The sequence below is a fragment of the Streptomyces monticola genome, from assembly GCF_042665355.1.
In the GTDB taxonomy this organism is placed as follows: Bacteria; Actinomycetota; Actinomycetes; order Streptomycetales; family Streptomycetaceae; genus Streptomyces; species Streptomyces monticola.
On sequence record NZ_JBHTCF010000001.1, the window covers coordinates 247604 to 269413 of the forward strand.

General features: G+C 71.9%; 20 protein-coding genes. 7 read left to right on the plus strand and 13 right to left on the minus strand.

Annotation, left to right across the window (positions count from 1 at the left end; all coding sequences use genetic code 11):
- The first annotated feature begins 2 nt into the window (after positions 1 to 2).
- Positions 3 to 2366: a bifunctional salicylyl-CoA 5-hydroxylase/oxidoreductase gene (locus ACFQVC_RS01000; RefSeq protein ID WP_381827022.1), complete on the plus strand. Its 2364-nt coding sequence runs from the start codon at positions 3 to 5 to the stop codon at positions 2364 to 2366.
- On the opposite strand, the gene ACFQVC_RS01005 is transcribed toward ACFQVC_RS01000, so the two are convergent.
- On the minus strand, positions 2294 to 2701 hold the full coding sequence (locus tag ACFQVC_RS01005) for a hypothetical protein (protein ID WP_381825352.1): 408 nt from the start codon (positions 2699 to 2701) through the stop codon (positions 2294 to 2296). The genes ACFQVC_RS01000 and ACFQVC_RS01005 overlap by 73 nt on opposite strands.
- A 226-nt stretch (positions 2702 to 2927) precedes the next feature.
- Here ACFQVC_RS01005 and ACFQVC_RS01010 point away from each other — a divergent pair, with 226 nt between their 5' ends.
- Entirely contained in the window at positions 2928 to 3086 is a 159-nt protein-coding gene (locus ACFQVC_RS01010; RefSeq protein ID WP_381825354.1) for an Rmf/CrpP fold protein, read from the plus strand.
- On the opposite strand, the gene ACFQVC_RS01015 is transcribed toward ACFQVC_RS01010, so the two are convergent.
- Together ACFQVC_RS01015 and ACFQVC_RS01020 are read right to left on the minus strand one after the other, a co-directional pair.
- Entirely contained in the window at positions 3083 to 3895 is an 813-nt protein-coding gene (locus tag ACFQVC_RS01015; RefSeq protein WP_381825356.1) for a PaaX family transcriptional regulator, read from the minus strand. The genes ACFQVC_RS01010 and ACFQVC_RS01015 overlap by 4 nt on opposite strands.
- A 31-nt stretch (positions 3896 to 3926) precedes the next feature.
- Positions 3927 to 5606 (minus strand): AMP-binding protein, encoded by a 1680-nt coding sequence (locus ACFQVC_RS01020; RefSeq protein WP_381825358.1) that lies wholly within the window; start codon positions 5604 to 5606, stop codon positions 3927 to 3929.
- Between the two features lie 110 nt (positions 5607 to 5716).
- Here ACFQVC_RS01020 and ACFQVC_RS01025 point away from each other — a divergent pair, with 110 nt between their 5' ends.
- The 3 genes from ACFQVC_RS01025 to ACFQVC_RS01035 are packed head-to-tail and all read left to right on the plus strand — an operon-like array spanning position 5717 to position 8201.
- Positions 5717 to 6841, plus strand: coding sequence for an acyl-CoA dehydrogenase family protein (locus tag ACFQVC_RS01025; RefSeq protein ID WP_381825360.1), 1125 nt, complete (start codon positions 5717 to 5719; stop codon positions 6839 to 6841).
- Positions 6838 to 7308 carry a RidA family protein gene (locus tag ACFQVC_RS01030; RefSeq protein ID WP_381825362.1) on the plus strand — a complete coding sequence of 157 codons (471 nt, stop codon included), beginning with the start codon at positions 6838 to 6840 and terminating at the stop codon, positions 7306 to 7308. The genes ACFQVC_RS01025 and ACFQVC_RS01030 overlap by 4 nt, the downstream gene beginning before the upstream one ends.
- A 53-nt stretch (positions 7309 to 7361) precedes the next feature.
- Positions 7362 to 8201, plus strand: coding sequence for an alpha/beta fold hydrolase (locus tag ACFQVC_RS01035; RefSeq protein ID WP_381825364.1), 840 nt, complete (start codon positions 7362 to 7364; stop codon positions 8199 to 8201).
- Between the two features lie 22 nt (positions 8202 to 8223).
- Here ACFQVC_RS01035 and ACFQVC_RS01040 read toward each other — a convergent pair whose 3' ends face one another.
- From ACFQVC_RS01040 to ACFQVC_RS01070, 7 genes are all read right to left on the minus strand, one after another.
- Positions 8224 to 9615 carry a carbohydrate-binding protein gene (locus tag ACFQVC_RS01040; protein WP_381825366.1) on the minus strand — a complete coding sequence of 464 codons (1392 nt, stop codon included), beginning with the start codon at positions 9613 to 9615 and terminating at the stop codon, positions 8224 to 8226.
- 151 nt (positions 9616 to 9766) lie between these two features.
- Positions 9767 to 10750, minus strand: a complete 984-nt coding sequence (locus tag ACFQVC_RS01045; protein WP_381825368.1) for a LysR family transcriptional regulator — start codon at positions 10748 to 10750, stop codon at positions 9767 to 9769.
- Positions 10751 to 10857: 107 nt separating this feature from the next.
- Positions 10858 to 12384, minus strand: coding sequence for a helix-turn-helix domain-containing protein (locus ACFQVC_RS01050; RefSeq protein ID WP_381825370.1), 1527 nt, complete (start codon positions 12382 to 12384; stop codon positions 10858 to 10860).
- A 65-nt stretch (positions 12385 to 12449) separates the two neighbouring features.
- Positions 12450 to 12800, minus strand: coding sequence for a VOC family protein (locus ACFQVC_RS01055; protein WP_381825372.1), 351 nt, complete (start codon positions 12798 to 12800; stop codon positions 12450 to 12452).
- Between the two features lie 123 nt (positions 12801 to 12923).
- A complete protein-coding gene (locus ACFQVC_RS01060; RefSeq protein ID WP_381825374.1) occupies positions 12924 to 13643 on the minus strand; it encodes a YqeB family protein in 720 nt (239 codons plus the stop codon).
- A gap of 109 nt (positions 13644 to 13752) precedes the next feature.
- Entirely contained in the window at positions 13753 to 13992 is a 240-nt protein-coding gene (locus ACFQVC_RS01065) for a DUF4236 domain-containing protein (protein WP_381825376.1), read from the minus strand.
- Positions 13993 to 14167: 175 nt separating this feature from the next.
- Positions 14168 to 14572 (minus strand): YkvA family protein, encoded by a 405-nt coding sequence (locus tag ACFQVC_RS01070; RefSeq protein WP_381825378.1) that lies wholly within the window; start codon positions 14570 to 14572, stop codon positions 14168 to 14170.
- A gap of 219 nt (positions 14573 to 14791) precedes the next feature.
- On the opposite strand from ACFQVC_RS01070, the gene acnA reads away from it, so the two are divergent.
- Together acnA and ACFQVC_RS01080 are read left to right on the plus strand one after the other, a co-directional pair.
- Positions 14792 to 17506, plus strand: coding sequence for an aconitate hydratase AcnA (gene acnA, locus ACFQVC_RS01075; RefSeq protein ID WP_381825380.1), 2715 nt, complete (start codon positions 14792 to 14794; stop codon positions 17504 to 17506).
- Positions 17507 to 17635: 129 nt separating this feature from the next.
- Positions 17636 to 17935 carry a hypothetical protein gene (locus ACFQVC_RS01080; protein ID WP_381825382.1) on the plus strand — a complete coding sequence of 100 codons (300 nt, stop codon included), beginning with the start codon at positions 17636 to 17638 and terminating at the stop codon, positions 17933 to 17935.
- Here ACFQVC_RS01080 and ACFQVC_RS01085 read toward each other — a convergent pair.
- From ACFQVC_RS01085 to ACFQVC_RS01095, 3 genes are all read right to left on the minus strand, one after another.
- A complete protein-coding gene (locus ACFQVC_RS01085) occupies positions 17922 to 19298 on the minus strand; it encodes an MFS transporter (protein WP_381825384.1) in 1377 nt (458 codons plus the stop codon). The two genes, ACFQVC_RS01080 and ACFQVC_RS01085, sit on opposite strands and share 14 nt — an antisense overlap.
- A 191-nt stretch (positions 19299 to 19489) precedes the next feature.
- Positions 19490 to 21136, minus strand: coding sequence for a PH domain-containing protein (locus ACFQVC_RS01090; RefSeq protein ID WP_381825386.1), 1647 nt, complete (start codon positions 21134 to 21136; stop codon positions 19490 to 19492).
- The gene (locus tag ACFQVC_RS01095; protein WP_381825388.1) at positions 21133 to 21654 is read right to left on the minus strand and encodes a PH domain-containing protein; all 522 of its coding nucleotides are present in this window, start codon (positions 21652 to 21654) and stop codon (positions 21133 to 21135) included. The genes ACFQVC_RS01090 and ACFQVC_RS01095 overlap by 4 nt, the downstream gene beginning before the upstream one ends.
- Positions 21655 to 21810 lie beyond the last annotated feature (156 nt).

The window sequence follows — 21810 nt, forward strand, 5'->3', positions numbered from 1 at the left end:
CGATGGCCGCGCTGCGGGTGGCCGTCATCGGCGGCGGACCCGGCGGGCTCTACGCCGCCGCTCTGCTCAAGCGCCTCGACCCGGACCGCGAGATCACCGTCTGGGAGCGCAACGCCCCGGACGACACCTTCGGCTTCGGTGTCGTCCTCTCCGACGAGACCCTCGGCGGCATCGAGCACGCCGACCCGGTCGTCTACGCCGCGCTGCAGGCCGAGTTCGTGCGCTGGGACGACATCGACATCGTGCACCGGGGAAACAGACACACCTCGGGCGGCCACGGCTTCGCCGCGCTCGGCCGCCGCAGGCTGCTGCAGATCCTGCACGAGCGCTGCCGCCAGCTGGGAGTCGAGCTGCGCTTTCGTGCCGAGGCTCCGCCGGCGGCGGAGCTCTCGCAGGCGTACGACCTCGTCATCGCCGCCGACGGTGTGCACAGCGGCACCCGGGCCGCGCACGCCGACGCCTTCCGGCCCCGGATCGAGGAACACCACTGCCGCTACATCTGGCTCGCCGCCGACTTCGCCTTCGACGCGTTCCGCTTCGAGATCGCCGAGACCGAGCACGGCGTGATGCAGCTGCACGGCTACCCCTATGCGGCGGGTGCCTCGACAGTCATCGTCGAGATGCACGAACAGGTCTGGCGCGCGGCCGGGTTCGACGAGCTCGACGAGGCCGAGTCCACCGAGCGCTGCGCCAAGATCTTCGCCGATGCGCTCGGCGGCCGCCCCCTGCGCTCCAACAAATCCACCTGGACCACCTTCCGTACGGTCGTCAACGACCGCTGGTCGCACGGCAATTGCGTACTCATCGGCGATGCCGCGCACACCGCGCACTTCTCCATCGGCTCCGGCACCAAGCTCGCCGTCGAGGACGCCCTCGCCCTCGCCGCCTGCGTCGGGGAACAGCCGACCCTGCCCGAGGCCCTGGCCGCGTACGAGAGCGAGCGCCGCCCCGTCGTCGCCTCCACGCAGCGGGCGGCCCGCGCCAGCCTGCAGTGGTTCGAGGAGCTGGCCCGCTATGCCGGCCAGCCGCCACGGCAGTTCGCCTTCAATCTGCTCACCCGCAGCCGCCGCGTCACGCACGACAATCTGCGCCTTCGCGACGGCCGGTTCACCGAGGCGGTGGAGCGGGAGTTCGGCTGCACGCCGGGCACGCCCCCGATGTTCACGCCCTTCCGCCTGCGGGATCTGGAGCTGCGCAACCGCGTCGTCGTCTCGCCCATGGACATGTACTCGGCCGTGGACGGCGTCCCCGGTGACTTCCACCTCGTGCACCTGGGCGCACGGGCCCTCGGCGGCGCCGGTCTCGTCATGACCGAGATGGTGTGCGTGAGCCCGGAAGGCCGGATCACCCCCGGCTGCGCGGGCCTGTGGAACGCCGAACAGGCCGCCGCCTGGGGCCGGATCACCTCGTTCGTACGCGACCAGGCGCCCGGCGCCGCGATCGGCCTGCAACTCGGCCACTCCGGCCGCAAAGGCTCCACGAAACTGATGTGGGAAGGCATCGACGAGCCCCTGCCGGACGGCAACTGGCCGCTGTCCGCCGCATCGCCGCTGCCGTACAAACCCGGCAGCCAGATTCCGCAGGAGCTGTCACGGGCCGGACTCACCGAGATCCGCGAGCAGTTCGCCGCCGCGGCCTGGCGGGCGGCGCGCTGTGGCTTCGATCTGCTCGAACTGCACTGCGCGCACGGCTACTTGCTGTCCGGATTCCTGTCCCCGCTGACCAACCGCCGCACCGACGGCTACGGCGGATCGCTGCAGCGCAGGCTTCGCTTCCCGATCGAGGTCTTCGACGCGGTCCGCGCGATCTGGCCGGCGGAGCGGCCCATGACGGTACGGATCTCGGCCACCGACTGGGCCGAGGGCGGCACCACCGCCGAGGACGCCGTGGAGATCGCCCGCGCGTTCGCCGCGCACGGCGCGGACGCCATCGATGTGTCCACGGGCCAGGTCGTCGCCGACGAGGCACCCGAGTACGGCCGCTCGTACCAGACCCCGTTCGCCGACCGGATCCGCAACGAGACCGGCATCCCGGTGATCTCGGTGGGCGCCATCTCCTCCTGGGACGACGTCAACTCCCTGATCCTGGCGGGCCGTACGGACCTGTGCGCCCTGGCACGGCCGCACCTCTACAACCCGCACTGGACGCTGCACGCGGCCGCCGAGCAGGGCTACGCGGGACCTGGCGCCGGCTGGCCGTTGCCCTACCAGGCGGGCAGCCGCCGCCCGCAGACAGGCCGCACGGACGCCCCGAAACCCCGCCTCACCCTCGGCGACCGTCAGGCGCGGAACCCTCAGGCGGGGATCCAGTGTGGCCACCACGGCGGCACATTGCTCGCCGGGCACAGGCCCGAGTCGCCCGGGTAGCCGTCGAGGGTGCCGAGCCAGGCGAAGATCCACCAGGTGAGGGCGGTCAGGACGAGGGCCACGGCGAGCAGTTGCGCCGTGGCCCTCGCGCCGCGTGATCCCTGCGCGGTGGCGCGGCGCGCACCCATCGCGCCGAGCAGCGCAGCACCCGCGAAGGCGGCCATCACGGGCACCAGCAGCACGTTCAACTCGAGCTTCCCGCCCGCCTCCCAGCCCGCGTCACAGTAGGCACGCGCGCGTGCCGCGAGCAGGATCGCCCCGTAACCGACGGTCGCGCCGGCACCGGCGCCCGCGGTCCAGGCGGTGAGTTGGAGGCGGGATGCGCGAGCCGTCATGACCTTGTACGACGCGACGGGGTGCACGGCGGTTGCGGCGCCGGAGCCCCGGCCCGCGGACGGCGGGCGACGGGGCGCGGGCGGCGGGCGACGGGGCGCGGGCGGCGGTGCGCGTCGCGTTTGCGTGTGCCTCGGGGGAGCTGCGACGGTCTTGGTCCGGGGGCCGGCGCCATGGCTCGGCCCCGGAGGCCAGGAGACCGAGACCGACCAGGGAGGCACCCGCTCTATGGGACCGCGGCAGCAGCTCGTACGCGCCATCAACGAAGGTCAGCGGGCCGGCCGCGAGCGACAGCCCGTCAGAGTGTGCCCCTACGCCGAAGGCGACTTGCGCCGTGCGGCCTGGGTGCGCGGATACACGAGCGCACGCCACTGGAGCACCTACTAGGAGCCGGCCTCGCAGAAGGCCGCTCCCGCCGCCCGCAGTCGTGCGTCCAGTGCCGCGAACACCTCGGCCGAGCGGGTTCCCGGCCAGTCGGCGGGCAGCAGCTCGGCGGGCAGGCCCGGGTCGATGTACGGCAGCCGGCGCCAGGAGTCGAGGGCGAGGAGATAGTCGCGGTAGGCGTCCTCGGGCGGGGTGTCGTCGCGGGTCTCCCAGGCGCGCAGCACCGGCTCGTGCCGGTCGCGGAACTGCTCGTGCCGTGCGGCGACGGCCGCCAGATCCCACCAGCGCGCGACCGCGTCGGCCGTCGCCGCGAACCCCAGGTGCTCGCCGCGGAACAGGTCGACGTACGGGGAGAGCTGGAGGCGGTCGAGGGTGTGGCGGGTCTCCTCGTGAAGGTGGGCCGGCGCGATCCACACCCCGGGGGCCGCCGTGCCGAAGCCGAGGCCGGCAAGCCGGGAGCGCAGCACATGCCGCTTGTGCCGCTCGGACTCCGGGACCGAGAAGACGGCGAGGACCCAGCCCTCACCGGTCTTCGGCTCCTCGTGCGCGTAGATACGCCGGTCGCCGTCGTCCAGGAGCTGGCGGGCGTCGTCCGAAAGGGCGTACCCGGCGGCGCCGTCCCGGGTGCGCTCCGGCACGAGCAGGCCGCGCCGTTTGAGGCGCGAGACCGAGGAGCGCACCGAGGGCGCGTCGACACCGACCGCCGCGAGCAGCCGGATCAGCTCGGCGACCGGCACGGGGCCCGGCGTACGGCGGCCGTACGCGCCGTAGTAGGTGACGATCAGGGACCGCGGAGTGTGCTGCTCTGCCACGTGATCACTCTAGAACGACAGAACAGGTGCGCTAGCGGGGGTCACGCGTGCCCCCGGAGGCCGGGCCCTCCGTGCCCTCGGACGCGTGCTCGCGCGGGCTCCCGGAAGCGCGCAGGCGGAAGCGCTGCAACTTGCCCGTGGGAGTGCGCGGCAGCGCGTCCGGGAAGGCGATCTCGCGCGGGCACTTGTACGGCACCAGCTCGCCCTTGACGAAGTCCCGCAGCACGGCGACCGTCGCCTCGCTGCGCGGCACCCCCTCGCGGAGCACCACGTGGGCGACGACGATCTGGCCGCGCAGCTCGTCCGGCTGCCCGACGACCGCCGCCTCCAGCACGTCCGGGTGGCGCAGCAGAGCGTCCTCGACTTCGGGGCCCGCGATGTTGTAGCCCGCCGAAATGATCATGTCGTCCGCGCGGGCGACATAGCGGAAGTAGCCGTCCGGTTCGCGGACATAGGTGTCACCGGTGATGTTCCAGCCGTCGCGTACGTACGCACGCTGGCGCGGGTCGGCGAGATAGCGGCAGCCGACGGGACCGCGCACGGCCAGCAGACCGGGTTCACCGTCCGGCACCGGGTGGCCCGAGTCGTCCACCACGCGCGCGTGCCACCCGGGCACGGGCAGTCCCGTGGTGCCGGGGCGGATCGCCTCGTCGGCAGCGGAGATGAAGATGTGCAGGAGTTCCGTGGCGCCGATGCCGTTGATGAGGCGCAGGCCGGTGCGCTCGTGCCAGGACTCCCAGGTGGCCGCGGGCAGGTTCTCGCCCGCCGACACACAGCGCCGCAGCGACGAGACGTCGTACGCGTCGAGCTCGTCGAGGATCGCGCGGTACGCGGTCGGAGCGGTGAACAGGACCGACACCCGATGCTCGGCGATGGCGGGCAGCAGCTGCTTGGGACCCGCCTGTTCGAGGAGCAGCGACGAGGCGCCCACGCGCAGCGGGAAGATCACCAGGCCGCCGAGGCCGAAGGTGAAGCCGAGCGGCGGGCTGCCCGCGAACACATCGTCGGCGGTGGGCTTGAGGATGTGCCGCGAGAAGGTGTCGGCGATGGCGAGCACATCGCGGTGGAAGTGCATACAGCCTTTGGGGCGGCCCGTCGTGCCGCTGGTGAAGGCGATCAGCGCCACGTCGTCGGCCGCCGTGGCCACCGGCGGATACCGCTCCGGCTTCTCCTCGGCCCGCCGCAGCAGATCGTCCGGTCCTTCCCCGCCGAAGACGGTGATCCGCAGCCCCGGCACCTCGGCCTTGGCCAGGTCGTCGACGCTGCGCACATCGCACAGCGCGTGCCCGACCCGGGCGATCTCGCACATCGTGGCCAGCTCGGCGGCCCGCTGCTGGGCGAGCACCGTGACCGCGACCGCGCCTGCTTTGAGCACGGCGAGCCAACAGGCCGCGAGCCAGGGCGTGGTGGGCCCGCGCAGCAGCACGCGGTTGCCGGGACGCACTCCCAGATCACTGGTGAGCACGTGCGCGATCCGGTCCACCTGGCTCTGGAGCCGGGCGTACGACCACACCTCGCCGGACGGCGAACGGAACGCGGGACGGCCGGCGCCGAACTGCTCCACGGTGCGGTCGAGGAGTTCCGCGGCGCAGTTGAGCCGGTCCGGGTAGCGCAGTTCGGGCCGGTCGAAGACGAGCTCGGGCCACTGGTCGGCGGGTGGCAGATGGTCGCGGGGGAAGGTGTCGGCGTGGGCCGAGTTCGTCAGCTCCATGGGTCGCCCCTAAGAAGTGCCGTGGACGTGGTGGCGTCGCGCATCGAGCGTATCGTGATGGTGACGGCAGTCAACGGTCCGCGATAACTCCCCGAGAAGGAGGCGTGTCGGTGTCGGCATTCGCGCTCGAACCGAAGGAGCTGCGGTGGTGCGAGGAGCTGCGGTCGCTGGCCGCCGAGCGCCTGCGCCCCCTCGCGGAACGGTCCCTGCCGGGCCGGCTCAACCGCCCGCTGGTGCAGGAACTAGGTGAACTCGGTCTGCTGTCAAGGCTGTTCACCTCCGGCTCCCTGGAGCTCTGCCTGATGCGGGAGTCCCTCGCGTACGGCTGCACGGAGGCCGAGACGGCCCTCGCGCTGCAGGGCCTCGGCGCCCATCCGGTGCACGCGCACGGCACCCCCGCCCAGCGCACGCTGTGGCTGCCGAGGGTCAGCGAGGGGCGGGCCGTCGCCGCGTTCGCGCTGAGCGAGCCGGACGCCGGCTCCGACGCGGCGGCGCTCTCCCTGGCCGCCGAACCGGCGGCCGGCGGCTGGCGTCTCACCGGCGGGAAATGCTGGATCTCCAACGCGCCCGAGGCCGACTTCTACACCGTCTTCGCCCGTACGACACCGGGCGCGGGGGCCCGCGGCGTCTCCGCCTTCCTCGTCCCCGCCGACCGTCCGGGCCTCACCGGCACCCCGCTCGACATGCTCTCGCCCCACCCCATCGGCGCCCTCGCCTTCGACGGTGTGCCGGTGGGCCGCGAGGACCTCATCGGCGAGGAGGACCGCGGCTTCCGGGTCGCGATGGGCACGCTCAACCTGTTCCGGCCCAGCGTCGGCGCGTTCGCCGTCGGCATGGCGCAGGCCGCGCTCGACGCCACCCTGGCCCACACCGCCCGACGCCGGGCGTTCGGCGGGGTGTTGAAGGACCAGCAGTCCGTCGCCCACCGGGTCGCCGAGCTAGCCACCCGCACGGAGGCCGCGCGCCTGCTCGTGTACGCGGCCGCGGCGGCCTACGACCGCGGCGAGGACGACGTGCCCAAACGCGCGGCCATGGCGAAACTGCTCGCCACCGAGACCGCGCAGGAGGTCGTCGACGCCGCGGTACAGCTGCACGGCGCCCGGGCCCTGCAGCGCGGCCATCTCCTGGAGCACCTCTACCGCGAGGTGCGGGCCCCGCGGATCTACGAGGGCGCCACCGAGGTGCAGCGTACGATCATCGCCAAGGAGCTGTACGGGAAGGGGACTTCGGCATGAGCGGCGAGGACTCCGGTGCGAGCGGCGAGAACTCCGGCGCGAGCGCGGCACCGGAACCTGCACGGCAGGCACACCTGGAGCGCATCAACCCCGCCTCGCTCTCGCCCCCGACCGGCTTCTCGCACGCCGTCACCGCCACCGGCTCCCGCCTCGTCTTCCTCGCCGGGCAGACCGCCCTCGACGCCGAGGGCAAGGTCGCCCCCGGCGCCCTGCCCGAGCAGTTCGAGCAGGCCCTGACCAATCTGCTCGCGGCGCTGCGGGCGGCCGGCGGCGGGCCCGAGGACCTGGCACGGGTCACGGTCTACGCCACCGATGTCGCCGACTACCGCGCGCACGCCCGCGAACTCGGCCGGATCTGGCGGGAGTTGGCGGGACGGAACTATCCGGCGATGGCGGTGATCGGCGCCGTACGGCTCTGGGACGATCAGTGCCTGGTGGAGCTGGACGGAGTGGCGGTGCTCGACTGAGCCCCGCCCGCCACTGAGACGGACTGAGACAGACTGAGGCAGGGGGAGCAGCCATGGCGCAGATCGACCTCGGCGTGGGCCCGGTCGAGTACCAGGACACAGGAGGCGGCGGCGTCCCCGTCGTGCTCCTGCACGGACCCGCGCAGGACGGCAGCGTCTGGCGCCATGTCGTCGACGAACTCGGCGCCGGATTCCGCTGCCTCGTACCGACGCTGCCGTACGGGAGCCACCGGGTGCCGCTGCGCCCTGGTGCCGAACTCGCCCCGCACAGCCTGGCGTTGCTCATCGGGGAGTTCGCGGACGCGCTGAAGCTCGGGGACGACACGGTGTTCGTGGAGAACGACGCCGGGCGGCTGCAGCAGCTCGCCGCCGCACGGCCCGAGCGCGTGGGCCGGATGGTGATCGCCGGCTGCGAGGCCTTCGACAACTACCCGCCGCGCGCCGGGGGAAAGATGCTGGACGCCGCCGCCCGTGTCCCCGGCGGTATCGCGCTCCTCGTCAACGGTCTGGCGCTGCGCCCGCTGCGCCGTGTCCCCGGCACCGGCTACGCGGTCATGGCGCACAAGCCCGTCGCCGACGATCTGATCGACCGCTGGATCGGTCCGCTGCGCTCAAGCCCCACCAACCGCGAGCTGTTCGTCCGCTATCTGCGCTCGGTGCGCAGAACGGAAATGCTGGAGGCGGCCGAGGCGCTGCGCGCCTACGACCGCCCCGCCCTGGTCGTCTGGGGCAGGCAGGACCGGATGATGCCGCCCGAACACGGCCGCAGACTCGCCGAGTTGCTGCCCCGGGGGCGGCTCGTGGAGCTGGACGACTGCCGCACCCTCATCCCACTGGACCGCCCCGACGGGCTTGCCGGGGCGGTCCGTGACTTCGTACGGGAGACTTCCTGAGGGATCCGTCAGGAAGTGACCGTCACACCCGCTGCCACAGTGCAGGTGTGTTCGGGGGCTCCCAGCCGGGCTGCGCCTGGTGCCCTTGCAGGCAGCGGTAGGTGGCGCCGCCGTAGGTGACCGTGTCGCCCGCCGAGTAGACCTTGCCCGCGGCCCAGGTGCCGCCCGGGTCCCCGGGGTCGCCCGGGTCGCCGCCGCCCGTGGTCGTCTTCAGGGTGAGGGCGTACTGCTGCAGGATCGGGTTGATCGGCTGGTGGAAGGTCGTGCCGCCGGTGCGGCAGTTGCCCGAACCGCCCGAGGTGACGCCCTGCGCCTGGCTGCCCGATATGTAGGAGCCGCCGGAGTCGCCGGGCTCGGCGCACACCGTGGTGCGGGTGACGCCGTTGATGGTGCCCTCGGGGTAGGTGACGCTGGTGTTGTGCTGCTGGATGGTGCCGCAGTGCCAGCCCGTGGTGGAGCCCGAGCGGCAGATGGAAGCGCCCACCGGCTGCTGGGTCGAGCCGGTCACTCCCACGTTCGCGCCGCCCTGGCCCTTCACGTAGGGCGTCGCGGTCCACTGGGAGTTGGTGCCCACCCAGGCCATGTCGTTGCCGGGGAAGATGGAGGCCTGGAAGCTGCCCTGGGCGACCTGGTTGTAGCCGGTGGTGGTGGTGCCGGGGCGGCCGCAGTGGCCCGCGGTGGCGAAGCCCTGCTGGGCGCCCTTGGTGATGGGGAAGCCCACGGAGCAGCGGCCGCTGCCGCCCATGTAGTACGCGTCGCCGCCCCGCAGGTCGTACAGCGCACGCGGCTGCTGCGAGGTGGTGTCGATCCGGACGAGGGACCGGTCGAGGCCCGCCCCGGTGATGAGCTTCTCCGCCGCCGTGCGCTTGAGGGCCTGCACCACAAGGGAGTTGGCGCGGACGTCCACGTACCAGACCGGTGCGTCCCGGGTGTCCGTGGTGCGCGCCGCCCGGTCGAGGCGGGCCTTCGCCGCGTCGAGGCGGGACAGCGTGTGCCGTACGACCTCGGCGCGTGCGCCCTTCTCCTCGATGGCGCTGACATCGGCCGGGTCGGTGGTGGCCACGGTGAGGCGCCCGGAGTCGGCGCCGTGCACCCAGGCACCGGCGAAGTCGCGGCCGATGGCGAGGCGGAGGCGGCCGGCGACGGCACCCGCCGCGGCCTCGTTGACGAGCCGGTCCTCGGCCTGGGCGCGGGTCAGGCCGAGGTCGCGCCGCATCGCGTCGAGTACTGCGGGGGAGGTGTGTGCGACGCCGAGGGTGTCGGCGGCCGTCGGCGCGGGCGGGGGAGCGGTCTGCGCCGTGGCGGGTCCTGCCAGTGCGAGGGCGCCGACCGCGGCGAGGGCCGCGCACACGGCGGTCGAGCGTCTGTGGAAGAGGGGGATGTGAAGCAGGGGGAGGTGGAGCTTGGGGAGCATGGGGGCTGTCTCCTCGGATTCGGTGCCTCGGTTGCTGTGCCTCGATTTCGATGACCCCGGTGTCTCGATGTCGATGTCTCGATGTCGGTGTCTCGAATTCGTGGGGGAGGTGCCGTCACCGTAGAAGTGGCCGAATGCCGTGCGGGAGCTGTCAGTTGACCCCTTCCCCGACGTTATGGAACGCGGGCGCCGCGGTGGCGCGGGAGGTCAGCCAGGAGGTGTAGCTGTCGCTGCGGGCGGCGGCCGCGGCGTGCGCGGCACAGGTCTGCGTGAAGACGGTGGCGGCGGTGGCCTGGTCCTGCGCGGCCGGATGCCAGCCGAGCAGATGCCGCCAGGTCAGCGGGGTGCCGGTGAGCGGCCGCGTCACCAGGCCCGGCGTCGTGGGGAAGGTCGCCCGGCACAGGCCGACCGCCCGGCCGACCTGCACCAGATGCACACAGGACGCGGTGTCCGTCTCGTACACACCGGCCGGGGTGAAGCCGGCCCGCGCGCACGCCGCCGTGAAGCAGTCGGCGAAGCAGCCGTCACCCGGCACGTCCGTCCAGGCCTCGGCGGCCAGTTCGGCGAGGGCCACCTGCGGGCGTCCGGCCAGCGGATGGTCCGTGGCCAGCATCGCGAAGACCGGGTCGACGCCGACCTCCCGCCACATCAGGTGTCCGGCCCCCGGCGGCGGAGCGCTGCCGCACGCGCCGATCAGCGCGAAGTCGAGCCGCCCTTCCACCACCGACTCGGCGATCTCCCGTTCCGACCAGGACGTCCGGGTGGTGACCCGCAGTCCGGGGGCGGCGTCCGCGATCCGGTCCACCAGGCCGCCGAGCAGCGGCCCGTGGGTACCGCCGAGCCGGAGCACGCCCTGCTGCCGCCAGGCGTGCGCGAACCGCACCGCCTCCTGCTGCAGTTCGCTCACCGCGGGAAGCACGATCCGGGCCCGGGCCAGGACCAGTTCACCGAGCGGAGTGGTCCGCACCCCGTGCCTGCCGCGCTCGAACAGCGGGCCGCCCAGGGCGCGTTCGATGCGCTTCAGCTGGGTGCTGAGTGCCGGCTGTGCGAGGCCGAGCGCGGTGGCGGCCCGGGTGAGGCTGCCCGCGTCGGCGATCGCTCGTACCGTCTTGAGATGCCGCAACTCGAGCTCCATGGGGGGAGCTTCACCGCAGAGCGGCACCGGGGGCAAGAGTCAGGTCCAGACCAAAAGGAGCGGGCGGGTGCGTGTCGCACCCGCCCGCCCCAGGGGACCGTCAGGACTCAGATGTCGCGGAACGTCTCGATCTGCGCGCCCACCGAGTTGAGGCGCTCGGCGAGGTCTTCGTAGCCACGGTTGATGACATACACATTGCGCAGGACCGAGGTGCCCTCGGCCGCCATCATCCCGAGCAGCACGACCACGGCCGGACGCAGCGCCGGCGGGCACATCATCTCGGAGGCCCGCCAGCGGGTCGGGCCCTCGACCAGGACGCGGTGCGGGTCGAGGAGCTGCAGACGCCCGCCGAGGCGGTTGAGGTCGGTCAGATAGATCGCGCGGTTGTCGTAGACCCAGTCATGGATCAGCGTCTTGCCCTGGGCGACGGCCGCGATGGCCGCGAAGAACGGGACGTTGTCGATGTTCAGACCGGGGAACGGCATCGGGTGGATCTTGTCGATCGGCGCCTCCAGCTTGGAGGGGCGCACGGTCAGGTCCACAAGCCGCGTCCGGCCGTTGTCGGCGGCGTACTCCGCGGAGCGGTCCTGGTCGAGGCCCATCTCCTCCAGGACGGCCAGCTCGATCTCCATGAACTCGATCGGCACGCGCCGGATGGTGAGTTCGGACTCGGTGACCACGGCGGCGGCGAGCAGGCTCATCGCCTCCACCGGGTCCTCGGACGGTGAGTAGTCCACGTCCACGTCGATGGTCGGTACGCCGTGCACGGTCAGCGTGGTGGTGCCGATGCCGTCGACCTTGACGCCGAGCGCCTCAAGGAAGAAGCAGAGGTCCTGGACCATGTAGTTGGACGAGGCGTTGCGGATGACCGTGACGCCGTCGTGGCGGGCGGCGGCGAGCAACGCGTTCTCGGTCACCGTGTCGCCGCGCTCGGTCAGGACGATCGGGCGGTCCGGCGAGCTGCGCTCCACCTCCGCGTGGTAGATGCCCTCGGTCGCGGTGATGTCGAGGCCGAAGCGGCGCAGCGCGATCATGTGCGGCTCGATGGTGCGGGTGCCGAGGTCGCAGCCGCCGGCGTAGGGCAGCTTGAAGCGGTCCATGCGGTGCAGCAGCGGACCCAGGAACATGATGATCGAACGGGTGCGGCGCGCGGCCTCCTCGTCGATCGCGTCCATGTCGAGCTCGGCCGGGGGCACGATCTCCAGGTCGACGCCGTCATTGATCCACCGGCTGCGCACCCCGATGGAGTTCAGGACTTCCAGGATCCGGAAGACCTCTTCGATCCGGGCGACCCGGCGAAGGACGGTGCGGCCCTTGTTGAGCAGGGAGCCGCACAGCAGCGCCACGCAGGCGTTCTTGCTCGTCTTTACGTCGATGGACCCGGAGAGCCGGCGCCCGCCGACCACCCGCAGATGCATGGGTCCTGCGTAGCCCAGAGAGACGATCTCGCTGTCGAGAGCTTCACCGATTCGGGCGATCATCTCAAGGCTGATGTTTTGATTCCCGCGTTCAATGCGGTTGACGGCGCTCTGGCTGGTACCGAGCGCCTCGGCGAGCTGTGACTGGGTCCAGCCCCGGTGCTGACGGGCGTCACGGATGAGCTTGCCGATGCGTTCGAGGTAGTCGTCTGCCATGGCGTGACCGTATATCGGATGTGAGATAAAGAAAAACGGAGGGGTCCTTTCGAGTTACCTGGCCCTCAGAGGCTGTGCGCGACCGGATGCAGCGGTTGGTACAGCGGCAGTTCGGAGCCGCTGGGCAGCCGCACCGCGGTGAGCCGCCCCCACCGCGCCTCGGTCACCGGCCGGGTCACCTCGACCCCGCGTTCGGCCATCGTGGCGAGTACGGCGTCGAGGTCGTCGCACATCAGATAGAACTCGTGCTTCGGCTCGTCGTCGGTCGGGTGGACCGCGACCTCGGCGGGCGGCAGCTTGAAGATCAGCCAGCCGTGGCCCGCGTCGACATGGTCGAAGCCGAGGACGTCCTTGATGAACGCCCGGTCGGCGTCGGCGTCCTGTGAGTAGAGGATCATGTGCGCACCGGAGAACATGCCCCGATGGTCACATGCGGATCGGCCTCCCGCCTTCTGCCGCGGATCAGCCCTCCGCCTTCAGCGATCGGGCCTTCGCCTTCTGCGACCGGGCCTTCGCCTTCTGCGACCGGGCCGCTTGGGTCAGGCGCCAGTACTGACGGTCACGCGCCAGTACTGACGGCTCTTCGAGTCCCGTACGTAGACGCCGAGCCTGGCCAGTTCCTCGTGCAGCTCACGGGCGTCGGAGGTGCCGTCGGAGCGTTCGAGCGCCTTTTCGCGGGCCTTGAACAGGGCGTCCGCACCCGCAGGAAGGCCCGGAGTGTCCGGCACCCAGCGCCTGAAGTCGCCGGCGTGCGGATCGGCGGCCGCCCATGCGTAGCCGTGTGTGGTGAAGGCGGCGGCCAGGCGGCGTGCCGTGAAGTCGCACTCCTCGCGGGCCAGCTGCTCGCCGCCGGTTCCGATGAGCACCAGATCCTTGCCGTCGCGAGCGGCCATTGCGACCTGACCGCGTGCGAACTCCCTCGGGCTGTCCGCGCGGGAGAGCACCACGCGGTCGGCGGCGACCCGCACGGCCAGCTCCTCGTGCAGGATGATGAATCCCGCCAGCAGACCCACGACGGCGCCCGCGACGAGCAGGCCGACCGTGAGCCACGGCTCGGGCACCGCGGTGAGGGTCTCGGCCGGGCCCTTGAACGGGGCGCGGGGCAGGGTCACGAGCCACTGCGCCAGGTGCTTCACCGCGAACCCCGCGCCGGTGCCGATCACGGCCAGGGCGAAGGGCACCCACTGTGGCTGCTTGACTTCGGTGACCTTGGCCGGCCGTGCCCCGGCCGGGACGTTCGCCTGTGCTTCGACGCTCATGCGGCCAGGCTAGGAAGACCGGGTCAACCCCCGTATCGGCCAAGGGGATCGAGGTGCGGCGACCAAAGTAGGGGGTGGGTGATCCGAAGGTCGCGGGCGGCATCGTGGCTCAGTGGCGGCGCAGCAGCCCGTGCCGGAAGCCGTGCCGCGATCCGTGCCTGCGCGCGGTGCGGGTGCGGCGCCAGCCGAAGGGGCCCGGCAGATCCATCGACGTGGTGCGCCGCCCCGTGCTGCTGCGGGTGCGGCGGGGGCCGTGCCGTCCCCCGGTGGTGATCGACCAGGAGCGCCGGTTGATGTTGAGCCGGACGCCCGGCAGTATCCGGAAGCTCTTGCGGAACGTGAGGGCCATGCCGAGGTCTCCTTCCGTCTCGTCCGGGTACCCGGGAGGTGCCCGGCGATCGCCGGCCGGGTACCCCGAACCGGCCCGGCCTACCGCGGGCCGGGCCGGTACCCGCGCGGCGCCCGGCGCCGTACCTGCTGAAGGTGACGTACCTAAGGTGACGTACCTGCTGAAGGCGCCGTACCTACTGAAGTCCCGCGAGCCTGCGCACCGCGGCGAGTCCCGTAGGGGTGCCCGGCCAGTGCTCCTCGATGGCCCGGGGTCCGGCGGCCCGTACGACCGAGCGCAGCACGACCGCGGCCACGATCGCGTCGTCGGCGTACCCGAGGACCGGAATGAAGTCGGGTACGAGGTCGACGGGCAGCGCCAGATAGCCGAGCAGCAGCCAGAGCCGGACGCGCACCCCGCGCGGCAGGGTCCGGTCACGGGCCAGGCGCCGGATCAGCCGGAGCAGATCGGGCAGGAGCCGGACGGCCTCGGCGAGCAGCCCGCCGCGGGGCCGGACGAGAACGAGCGCGGCCAGGGCGAGCAGCCACAACAGCACGAGCCCGCCCGCGGCGGAGAGGAGCGCGACGAGCCAGGAGTTCATGGCCGGTTCTCCGGTTGTTGGGCAGGTTCGGCCGGGGCAGGGCATGACCAAGCACCCGGCATGTACTAGAGTTATCTCGACATCGAGATATCTGCCGAGGCACACCGCAGCCGCCCAAGCCGGTAAGGGTTACCTAACTTAGCCCTACCTTAGCGGATCGGCCGGAGAGTGTGGCGGCAGGATTGCGGTGGTACGCGCACATATATGAAGGAGACTGTCGTGTCGGCGAACAGCTTCGACGCCCGCAGCACGCTGCGCGTGGGCGACGAGTCGTACGAGATCTTCAGGCTGGACAAGGTCGAGGGCTCTGCTCGCCTTCCCTACAGCCTCAAGGTCCTGCTGGAGAACCTGCTCCGCACGGAGGACGGCGCCAACATCACCGCCGACCACATCCGTGCCCTGGGCGGCTGGGACTCGCAGGCCCAGCCCAGCCAGGAGATCCAGTTCACGCCGGCCCGCGTGATCATGCAGGACTTCACCGGTGTGCCCTGTGTCGTGGACCTCGCCACCATGCGTGAGGCCGTCAAGGAGCTCGGCGGTGACCCGGCGAAGATCAACCCGCTGGCCCCGGCCGAGCTGGTCATCGACCACTCCGTGATCGCCGACAAGTTCGGCACGGCCGAAGCCTTCGGCCAGAACGTGGAGCTGGAGTACGGCCGCAACAAGGAGCGCTACCAGTTCCTGCGCTGGGGCCAGACCGCCTTCGACGAGTTCAAGGTCGTCCCGCCCGGCACCGGCATCGTGCACCAGGTCAACATCGAGCACCTCGCGCGCACGGTCATGGTCCGTAACGGCCAGGCGTACCCCGACACCCTCGTCGGCACCGACTCGCACACCACGATGGTCAACGGCCTGGGCGTCCTGGGCTGGGGTGTCGGCGGTATCGAGGCCGAGGCCGCGATGCTGGGCCAGCCGGTCTCGATGCTCATCCCGCGCGTCGTCGGCTTCAAGCTGACCGGTGAGCTCAAGCCCGGCACCACCGCCACCGACCTGGTGCTCACGATCACCGAGATGCTGCGCAAGCACGGTGTCGTCGGCAAGTTCGTGGAGTTCTACGGCGAGGGTGTGGCGGCCACGAGCCTCGCCAACCGCGCCACCATCGGCAACATGTCGCCGGAGTTCGGCTCCACCGCCGCGATCTTCCCGATCGACGACGAGACCATCAAGTACCTGAAGCTGACCGGCCGCGACGAGCAGCAGCTCGCGCTCGTCGAGGCGTACGCCAAGGAGCAGGGCCTCTGGCTCGACCCGGCCGCCGAGCCGGACTTCTCCGAGAAGCTGGAACTCGACCTCTCCACGGTCGTCCCCTCCATCGCCGGCCCGAAGCGCCCGCAGGACCGCATCGTCCTCGCGAACGCCGCGCAGCAGTTCGCCGTCGACGTACGCAACTACGTCACCGATGACGAGGAGGCCGGCAAGGAGTCCTTCCCGGCGTCCGACGCCCCGGCGCACACCAACGGCGTGCCGTCGAACCCGACGACCGTCACGGCCCCCGACGGCTCGACGTACGAGATCGACCACGGTGCCGTCACCGTCGCGGCGATCACGTCCTGCACCAACACCTCGAACCCGTACGTGATGGTCGCCGCCGCGCTCGTCGCGAAGAAGGCCGTCGAGAAGGGCCTGACCCGCAAGCCGTGGGTCAAGACCACCCTCGCCCCGGGCTCCAAGGTCGTCACCGACTACTTCGACAAGGCGGGGCTCACCCCCTACCTCGACAAGGTCGGCTTCAACCTCGTCGGCTACGGCTGCACCACCTGCATCGGCAACTCGGGCCCGCTGCCCGAGGAGGTCTCCAAGGCGGTCAACGAGCACGACCTGGCCGTGACTTCGGTGCTCTCCGGCAACCGTAACTTCGAGGGCCGGATCAACCCCGACGTCAAGATGAACTACCTGGCGTCCCCGCCGCTGGTCGTCGCGTACGCCCTCGCCGGCTCGATGAAGGTGAACATCACCAAGGACGCCCTGGGCACCGACCAGGACGGCAAGCCGGTCTACCTCGAGGACATCTGGCCGTCCGAGGCCGAGGTCAACGACGTCGTGGCGAACGCCATCGGCGAGGACATGTTCAACAAGTCCTACTCCGACGTGTTCGCGGGCGACGCCCAGTGGCAGGCGCTCTCCATCCCCACCGGCAACACCTTCGAGTGGGACGCCGAGTCGACCTACGTCCGCAAGCCCCCGTACTTCGAGGGCATGGAGATGGAGCCGGCTCCGGTCGCGGACATCTCGGGTGCCCGCGTCCTGGCCAAGCTGGGCGACTCGGTCACCACCGACCACATCTCGCCCGCCGGTGCCATCAAGGCCGACACCCCGGCCGGCAAGTACCTCACCGAGCACGGTGTGGAGCGTCGTGACTTCAACTCCTACGGCTCGCGCCGTGGTAACCACGAGGTCATGATCCGCGGCACGTTCGCCAACATCCGCCTGCGCAACCAGATCGCGCCGGGCACCGAGGGCGGCTTCACCCGCGACTTCACGAAGGACGACGCCCCGGTGTCGTTCATCTACGACGCCTCGCGCAACTACATCGAGCAGGGCACCCCGCTGGTCGTCCTGGCCGGCAAGGAGTACGGCTCCGGCTCGTCCCGCGACTGGGCCGCCAAGGGCACCGCGCTCCTCGGTGTGAAGGCCGTCATCGCCGAGTCGTACGAGCGCATCCACCGCTCGAACCTCATCGGCATGGGCGTACTGCCGCTGCAGTTCCCGGAGGGCGCCACGGCCGAGTCCCTCGGTCTGACCGGCGAGGAGACCTTCTCCTTCGAGGGCGTCACCGAGCTGAACAACGGCACCACGCCGCGCACGGTCAAGGTCACCACCGACTCCGGTGTGGAGTTCGACGCGGTCGTCCGCATCGACACCCCCGGTGAGGCGGACTACTACCGCAACGGCGGCATCATGCAGTACGTGCTGCGGAGCCTGATCCGCAAGTAGGCACTGCCGCAGGCCTGAGTCGGGCCGTACCCCGGGATGATCCCGGGGTACGGCCCGACTGTCGATTCCGCCCTTTGTGCCCTTTGTGTCCTTTCCTTTGTTTCGTCGTTCCAGCTTCGAGGAGTTGTCGTGGTCCGTGAGCTCTACAACGTGCGCGAAGTGCCGGACGCGGAAGGCGAGTTGGTGCCCTCGCCGATGAGGCCGGACGAGGAGCTGCGCTTCCGTGCCGAGATCGTGCGGTACGTCGGCGACGGGCTCGCCCGCCGTGGCGTGGCGAACTGGCCCGCGTACACCCCCGAGGACCGGATCCGCCTGTACGAGCTCGTGCCCGCGCTGAGCGAGCGCCTCGGCCTCGCGGTGCACGCCGAGGCCGAGGACGTCTGCTCCGTGCGGTTCAGCGCGGGCCCGGGTGTGCTCAGCCGGTCCTGACTTCGCGCTCGCGGGCCAGGGCCCACATGCCCGCGCCCGCGATCACCACCCCGAGCAGCGCCCAGGCGAACGCCGCCCGGAATCCGCTCACTTGGGCCGCGCCCCCGGCGGCCAGGCCCACCAGGACCGCGAGGCCGAGAGAGCCGCCGAGCTGGTCCACCGAGCGCTGCACTCCGGCGGCGGTGCCCGCGTCGTGTTCGGTGACGCCTTGCAGGGCCGCGTTCTGCAGGGCGACCAGACCGATGCCCATGCCGGCCGCGACGCCGATCATGCCGGGCAGTACGTCGGCGGCGTACGAGCCGTGCTCGGGCAGCCGGGCGAGCCAGGCGAGCCCGGCGCCGGTGAGCGCGAGGCCGAGCAGCGCGGTGCGGCGTGTGCCGAGGGTGCCGATCAGCCGGGACACCTGCGAGATCGCCGCGAGCAGCGCCGCGCAGAACGGCAGATACGCCAACCCCGCCTGCAGCGGCTCCAGTCGCATGGCCTGCTGGAGATAGAGCGTGAGCAGGTAGAACGTCGCCGAGAGCGCGGCGCTCAGGAGTACGGTCGCCCCGTTCGCCACCGCGCGGGTGCGGTGCGCGAAGAACGAGAGCGGCACGAGCGGGGACTTGGCGCGCGCCTCGACCGCCACGAAGGCGCCGAGCAGCGCCACGCCCACGACCACCGCCGGTACGTCCCGCTCCAGGACGCCGTAGACCACGGCGAGCGGGCCCGCCGTCAGGAGCGCCGCGCCCGGCAGATCGAGCCTCCCGGTACGGGTGCGCCTGCTGTCGGGCCGTACGAGCACCGGGGTGAGCAGCAGCACGGCGGCCGCGAGCGGCACGTTGATCCCGAAGATCCAGCGCCAGTGCAGGAGTTGGGTGAGGACGCCGGAGAGCAGGACGCCGACGACGAGACCGCCCGCCGAGATCGTGCCCCAGACGCCGAGCGCCTTGGCGCGTTCCTCGGGGCCCGGGTAGAGCAGGGCGATCAGGGAGAGGGCGGCGGGGGAGGCGAGTGCCTCGCCCGCGCCCTGTGCGAACCGGGCGGCGACCAGCGCCTCCAGGCTCGGCGCGAGCCCCGCGACGAGCGAGGCCGCCGCGAACAGGGCGGCGCCGAGCAGGAACATCCGGCGCCGCCCGAGCAGATCGGTGAGCCGCCCGCCGAGCAGCAGCAGGCCACCGCCGACCAGGGTGTAACCGGTGACGACCCAGGACAGGGCGGCCGCGTCGGCACCGAACTGCGCGCCGATGGACGGCAGGGCGACATTCACGACCGTGACGTCGATCGCGATCAGGAACTGCAGGAGGGAGAGGAGGGCGAGGGCTGCCGTGCGGTGCTTGTGCACAGGCCGCGGGGCAGGGCTCGCCTGCGGAAAGGTGTTCATGAAGTGGGTACTCCAAGTGACCCCGCGCCAGGGGGCGGGGTGGACGGAAGTCAGGACGCTTCCGTGCCGTCGCCGGACGGCACACCAGGAGTCACTTGGTTACAGAAATACCCATGCGAGCACCGTAACAAGGCCGGGGCCCGCCCCGCGAACCGTTTTCCGGACCGCGAGGCCGCGAGGCCGCGAGGCCGTCAGGGCGTCGGGCGTTCCAGGAACTCCTCCACGATGCCCGGTGCCGCCTGGGCCGCGAAGGCCGGGGCCGTGGCCGCGCACAGGTCCGCGACGCGGTAGCCGTCCTCGCCAGCCGCGACCGCCGCGGTGAGCGTCACGAGCCCCGCCCGCCGGGTGAACGGCGAGCTGGAGAACGTCCACGCGGCGACCGCCTCGCGCCGCAGCACCACCGTGTCCCGGCTGAACGTGCCCGAGCGGACCACCAGATGGGGGCCGTGCAGCGCGTGCCCCAGACTCCGGTACGCGTCCCTGGCGAGCCACAGCACGACCGGCGTCGCGACCAGCGCGTAGATCCAGGCGCAGTGCAGGAGTGCGGGGGTGAGCAGGGCGCCGAGCACGGTGAGGGCGAGGGTGCCGGGGACCACCACGAACAGCAGGCCCCGCATCCGGCGACGGCGCAGCGCGGCCTTCGGGTGGGGTGCCAGCTCCGGTTCGGGGAAAGGGGACCGGAGCGTGCCGGAGGCCACGCGGACGGCCTCCGCGCGGGGTGCGGGGGGCAGCAGGGCGCTTCGGCGGCGGTTGTCCTCGCGGTTGCCGAGGCCGCCCGCGACCGCTTTGACGAGCGCGCCGCCGCCGGCCCTCAGGAGCAGCGGCTCGCGCAGCGCCGCACCGCGCAGGCGGGCCCGTTCGATGGTCACCGAGCGGGTGGTCAGGAGGCCTCGGCGTACGCTCAGGGTGCGGCTTTCGGTCCACTCCAGGCGGTAGTTCCACCAGTTCTCGACGTACAGGACGAGGGCGCCGAGCGAGCCGAGGGCGAGGATGCCGAGCAGTGCGGCCGGGACGGTGAGCCACAGCATGCTCGCGCCGAACTCACGGAACGCCCGCTGGACGAACGGCAGTTGCCAGACCTCGATGCCGATGCCGTCGAGGACGCGGTAGGCGGCGCCCGCCGCGGTGAGGACACCACCGGCCACCCAGAACGTGAGCGGGGCGTAGCGCAGCCAGCGCCAGTTGAACCGCGAGACCAGCGGGCCGTCCGCCGGCGCCCGGGTGTCGGCGTGTGCGAGCAGCTCCGCGCGCAGCCGCCGCGCTTCGCGCACGGAGAGCGCTTCGAGGGTCAACTCGCTGCGGCCGCCGCCCGATCCGGCCGTTCCGGCCCGCAGCACGGTCACGCCGAGCAGCCGGTGCAGGGGTGTCGCGGTGAGGTCGACGGTGCGGATACGGCGCAGCGGAACGGAGCGCAGGCGCCGCGTGATCAGGCCCGTGTGCACGTCGAGGGAGTCGGCGGTGACGCGGTAGTCGGTGCGCGCCCAGTGCGCGAGGCCGATCACGGTGACCGCCGCGAACGCGACCGCGACACAGGCCAGGGTGATCCAGGCGCCGGTGCCGATCCGGCCGCCGGTGGCGAGCGCGGTCAGGGCGAGGGAGCCGACCGGTGCGCCGAGCCAGCCGCAGTGCACGAGCAGGGCGCGCCGGTCGAGCCGCCGCCAGGGGATGTCCGGGCCCCCGGAGGCGTCCGGGTGCGGGGCGGTGTCCGGGTGCCTGAGGGCGCCGGGGTGCGCGGCGGTCGCCGGGGGCTCGGGGGTGGCCGGATGCGAGGAGGCGCCGGGGCGCGAGGGGGAGTCCGGGTGCCCGGGAGCGTCCGGGTGCGGGGCGGGGGTGTTCATGCGGCATCACCCGGTACGGCCTGGGCGGCGTGCCCGATCAGCCGCGACAGCTCTTCCGCGTCGGCGTCGGACAGGCCCGCGATCCTGATGTCGCCCGCCGTGGACGCGGTGGTGACGGTCACCGTCGCCAGGCCGTATCGCCGCTGCACGGGGCCGCGCACCGTGTCCACGGTCTGCACCCGGGAGAGGGGCGCGATCCGGCGCCGCTGCCAGTACCAGCCGCTCGCCGCGTACACCGCTTCGCTGCCCAACTCCCAGGCGTGCACGGCATGGCGCCGGCGCGGCATCACGAGCAGATAGCCGAGCGCGGGCAGCACGAGCACGACGAGCACCAGTGGGCCGAGCCAGGGCAGCGCACCGGCGAAGAACAGCAGCGCGCACACGAGCAGCGCGACGGCCGTGAGCAGCAGCGGTCCGCTGAAGGAGAGCAGCGCCTGCACGGTCCACCAGCGCCGGGCGCGCGGGTCGACGCGATGGCGCGGCGGGCGGAGCCCGGGCGGCAGGGCGTGGGCGGGCATGGAGGGTCCCCCGTTCTCGTATCTCGTACGTGGCCTCGTACGCGTCCATGTACGTGTGCTCGTACGCGTCCATGTACGTGTGCCCGTACGTGTCCTCGTACGTTCCAAGTCAGTCGTATTGGATAAGTCCAGGTTATACAATACGGGTGACTTGTC

What these genes read in the sequence shown, in the direction of transcription:
- ACFQVC_RS01000 (WP_381827022.1), top strand. Translation starts at nt 3, where the DNA reads ATGGCCGCGCTGCGGGTGGCCGTCATCGGCGGCGGACCCGGCGGGCTC.
- ACFQVC_RS01005 (WP_381825352.1), bottom strand. Translation starts at nt 2,701, where the DNA reads ATGACGGCTCGCGCATCCCGCCTCCAACTCACCGCCTGGACCGCGGGC.
- ACFQVC_RS01010 (WP_381825354.1), top strand. Translation starts at nt 2,928, where the DNA reads ATGGGACCGCGGCAGCAGCTCGTACGCGCCATCAACGAAGGTCAGCGG.
- ACFQVC_RS01020 (WP_381825358.1), bottom strand. Translation starts at nt 5,606, where the DNA reads ATGGAGCTGACGAACTCGGCCCACGCCGACACCTTCCCCCGCGACCAT.
- ACFQVC_RS01030 (WP_381825362.1), top strand. Translation starts at nt 6,838, where the DNA reads ATGAGCGGCGAGGACTCCGGTGCGAGCGGCGAGAACTCCGGCGCGAGC.
- ACFQVC_RS01035 (WP_381825364.1), top strand. Translation starts at nt 7,362, where the DNA reads ATGGCGCAGATCGACCTCGGCGTGGGCCCGGTCGAGTACCAGGACACA.
- ACFQVC_RS01040 (WP_381825366.1), bottom strand. Translation starts at nt 9,615, where the DNA reads ATGCTCCCCAAGCTCCACCTCCCCCTGCTTCACATCCCCCTCTTCCAC.
- ACFQVC_RS01045 (WP_381825368.1), bottom strand. Translation starts at nt 10,750, where the DNA reads ATGGAGCTCGAGTTGCGGCATCTCAAGACGGTACGAGCGATCGCCGAC.
- ACFQVC_RS01050 (WP_381825370.1), bottom strand. Translation starts at nt 12,384, where the DNA reads ATGGCAGACGACTACCTCGAACGCATCGGCAAGCTCATCCGTGACGCC.
- ACFQVC_RS01055 (WP_381825372.1), bottom strand. Translation starts at nt 12,800, where the DNA reads ATGTTCTCCGGTGCGCACATGATCCTCTACTCACAGGACGCCGACGCC.
- ACFQVC_RS01060 (WP_381825374.1), bottom strand. Translation starts at nt 13,643, where the DNA reads ATGAGCGTCGAAGCACAGGCGAACGTCCCGGCCGGGGCACGGCCGGCC.
- ACFQVC_RS01065 (WP_381825376.1), bottom strand. Translation starts at nt 13,992, where the DNA reads ATGGCCCTCACGTTCCGCAAGAGCTTCCGGATACTGCCGGGCGTCCGG.
- ACFQVC_RS01070 (WP_381825378.1), bottom strand. Translation starts at nt 14,572, where the DNA reads ATGAACTCCTGGCTCGTCGCGCTCCTCTCCGCCGCGGGCGGGCTCGTG.
- ACFQVC_RS01085 (WP_381825384.1), bottom strand. Translation starts at nt 19,298, where the DNA reads ATGAACACCTTTCCGCAGGCGAGCCCTGCCCCGCGGCCTGTGCACAAG.
- ACFQVC_RS01090 (WP_381825386.1), bottom strand. Translation starts at nt 21,136, where the DNA reads ATGAACACCCCCGCCCCGCACCCGGACGCTCCCGGGCACCCGGACTCC.
- ACFQVC_RS01095 (WP_381825388.1), bottom strand. Translation starts at nt 21,654, where the DNA reads ATGCCCGCCCACGCCCTGCCGCCCGGGCTCCGCCCGCCGCGCCATCGC.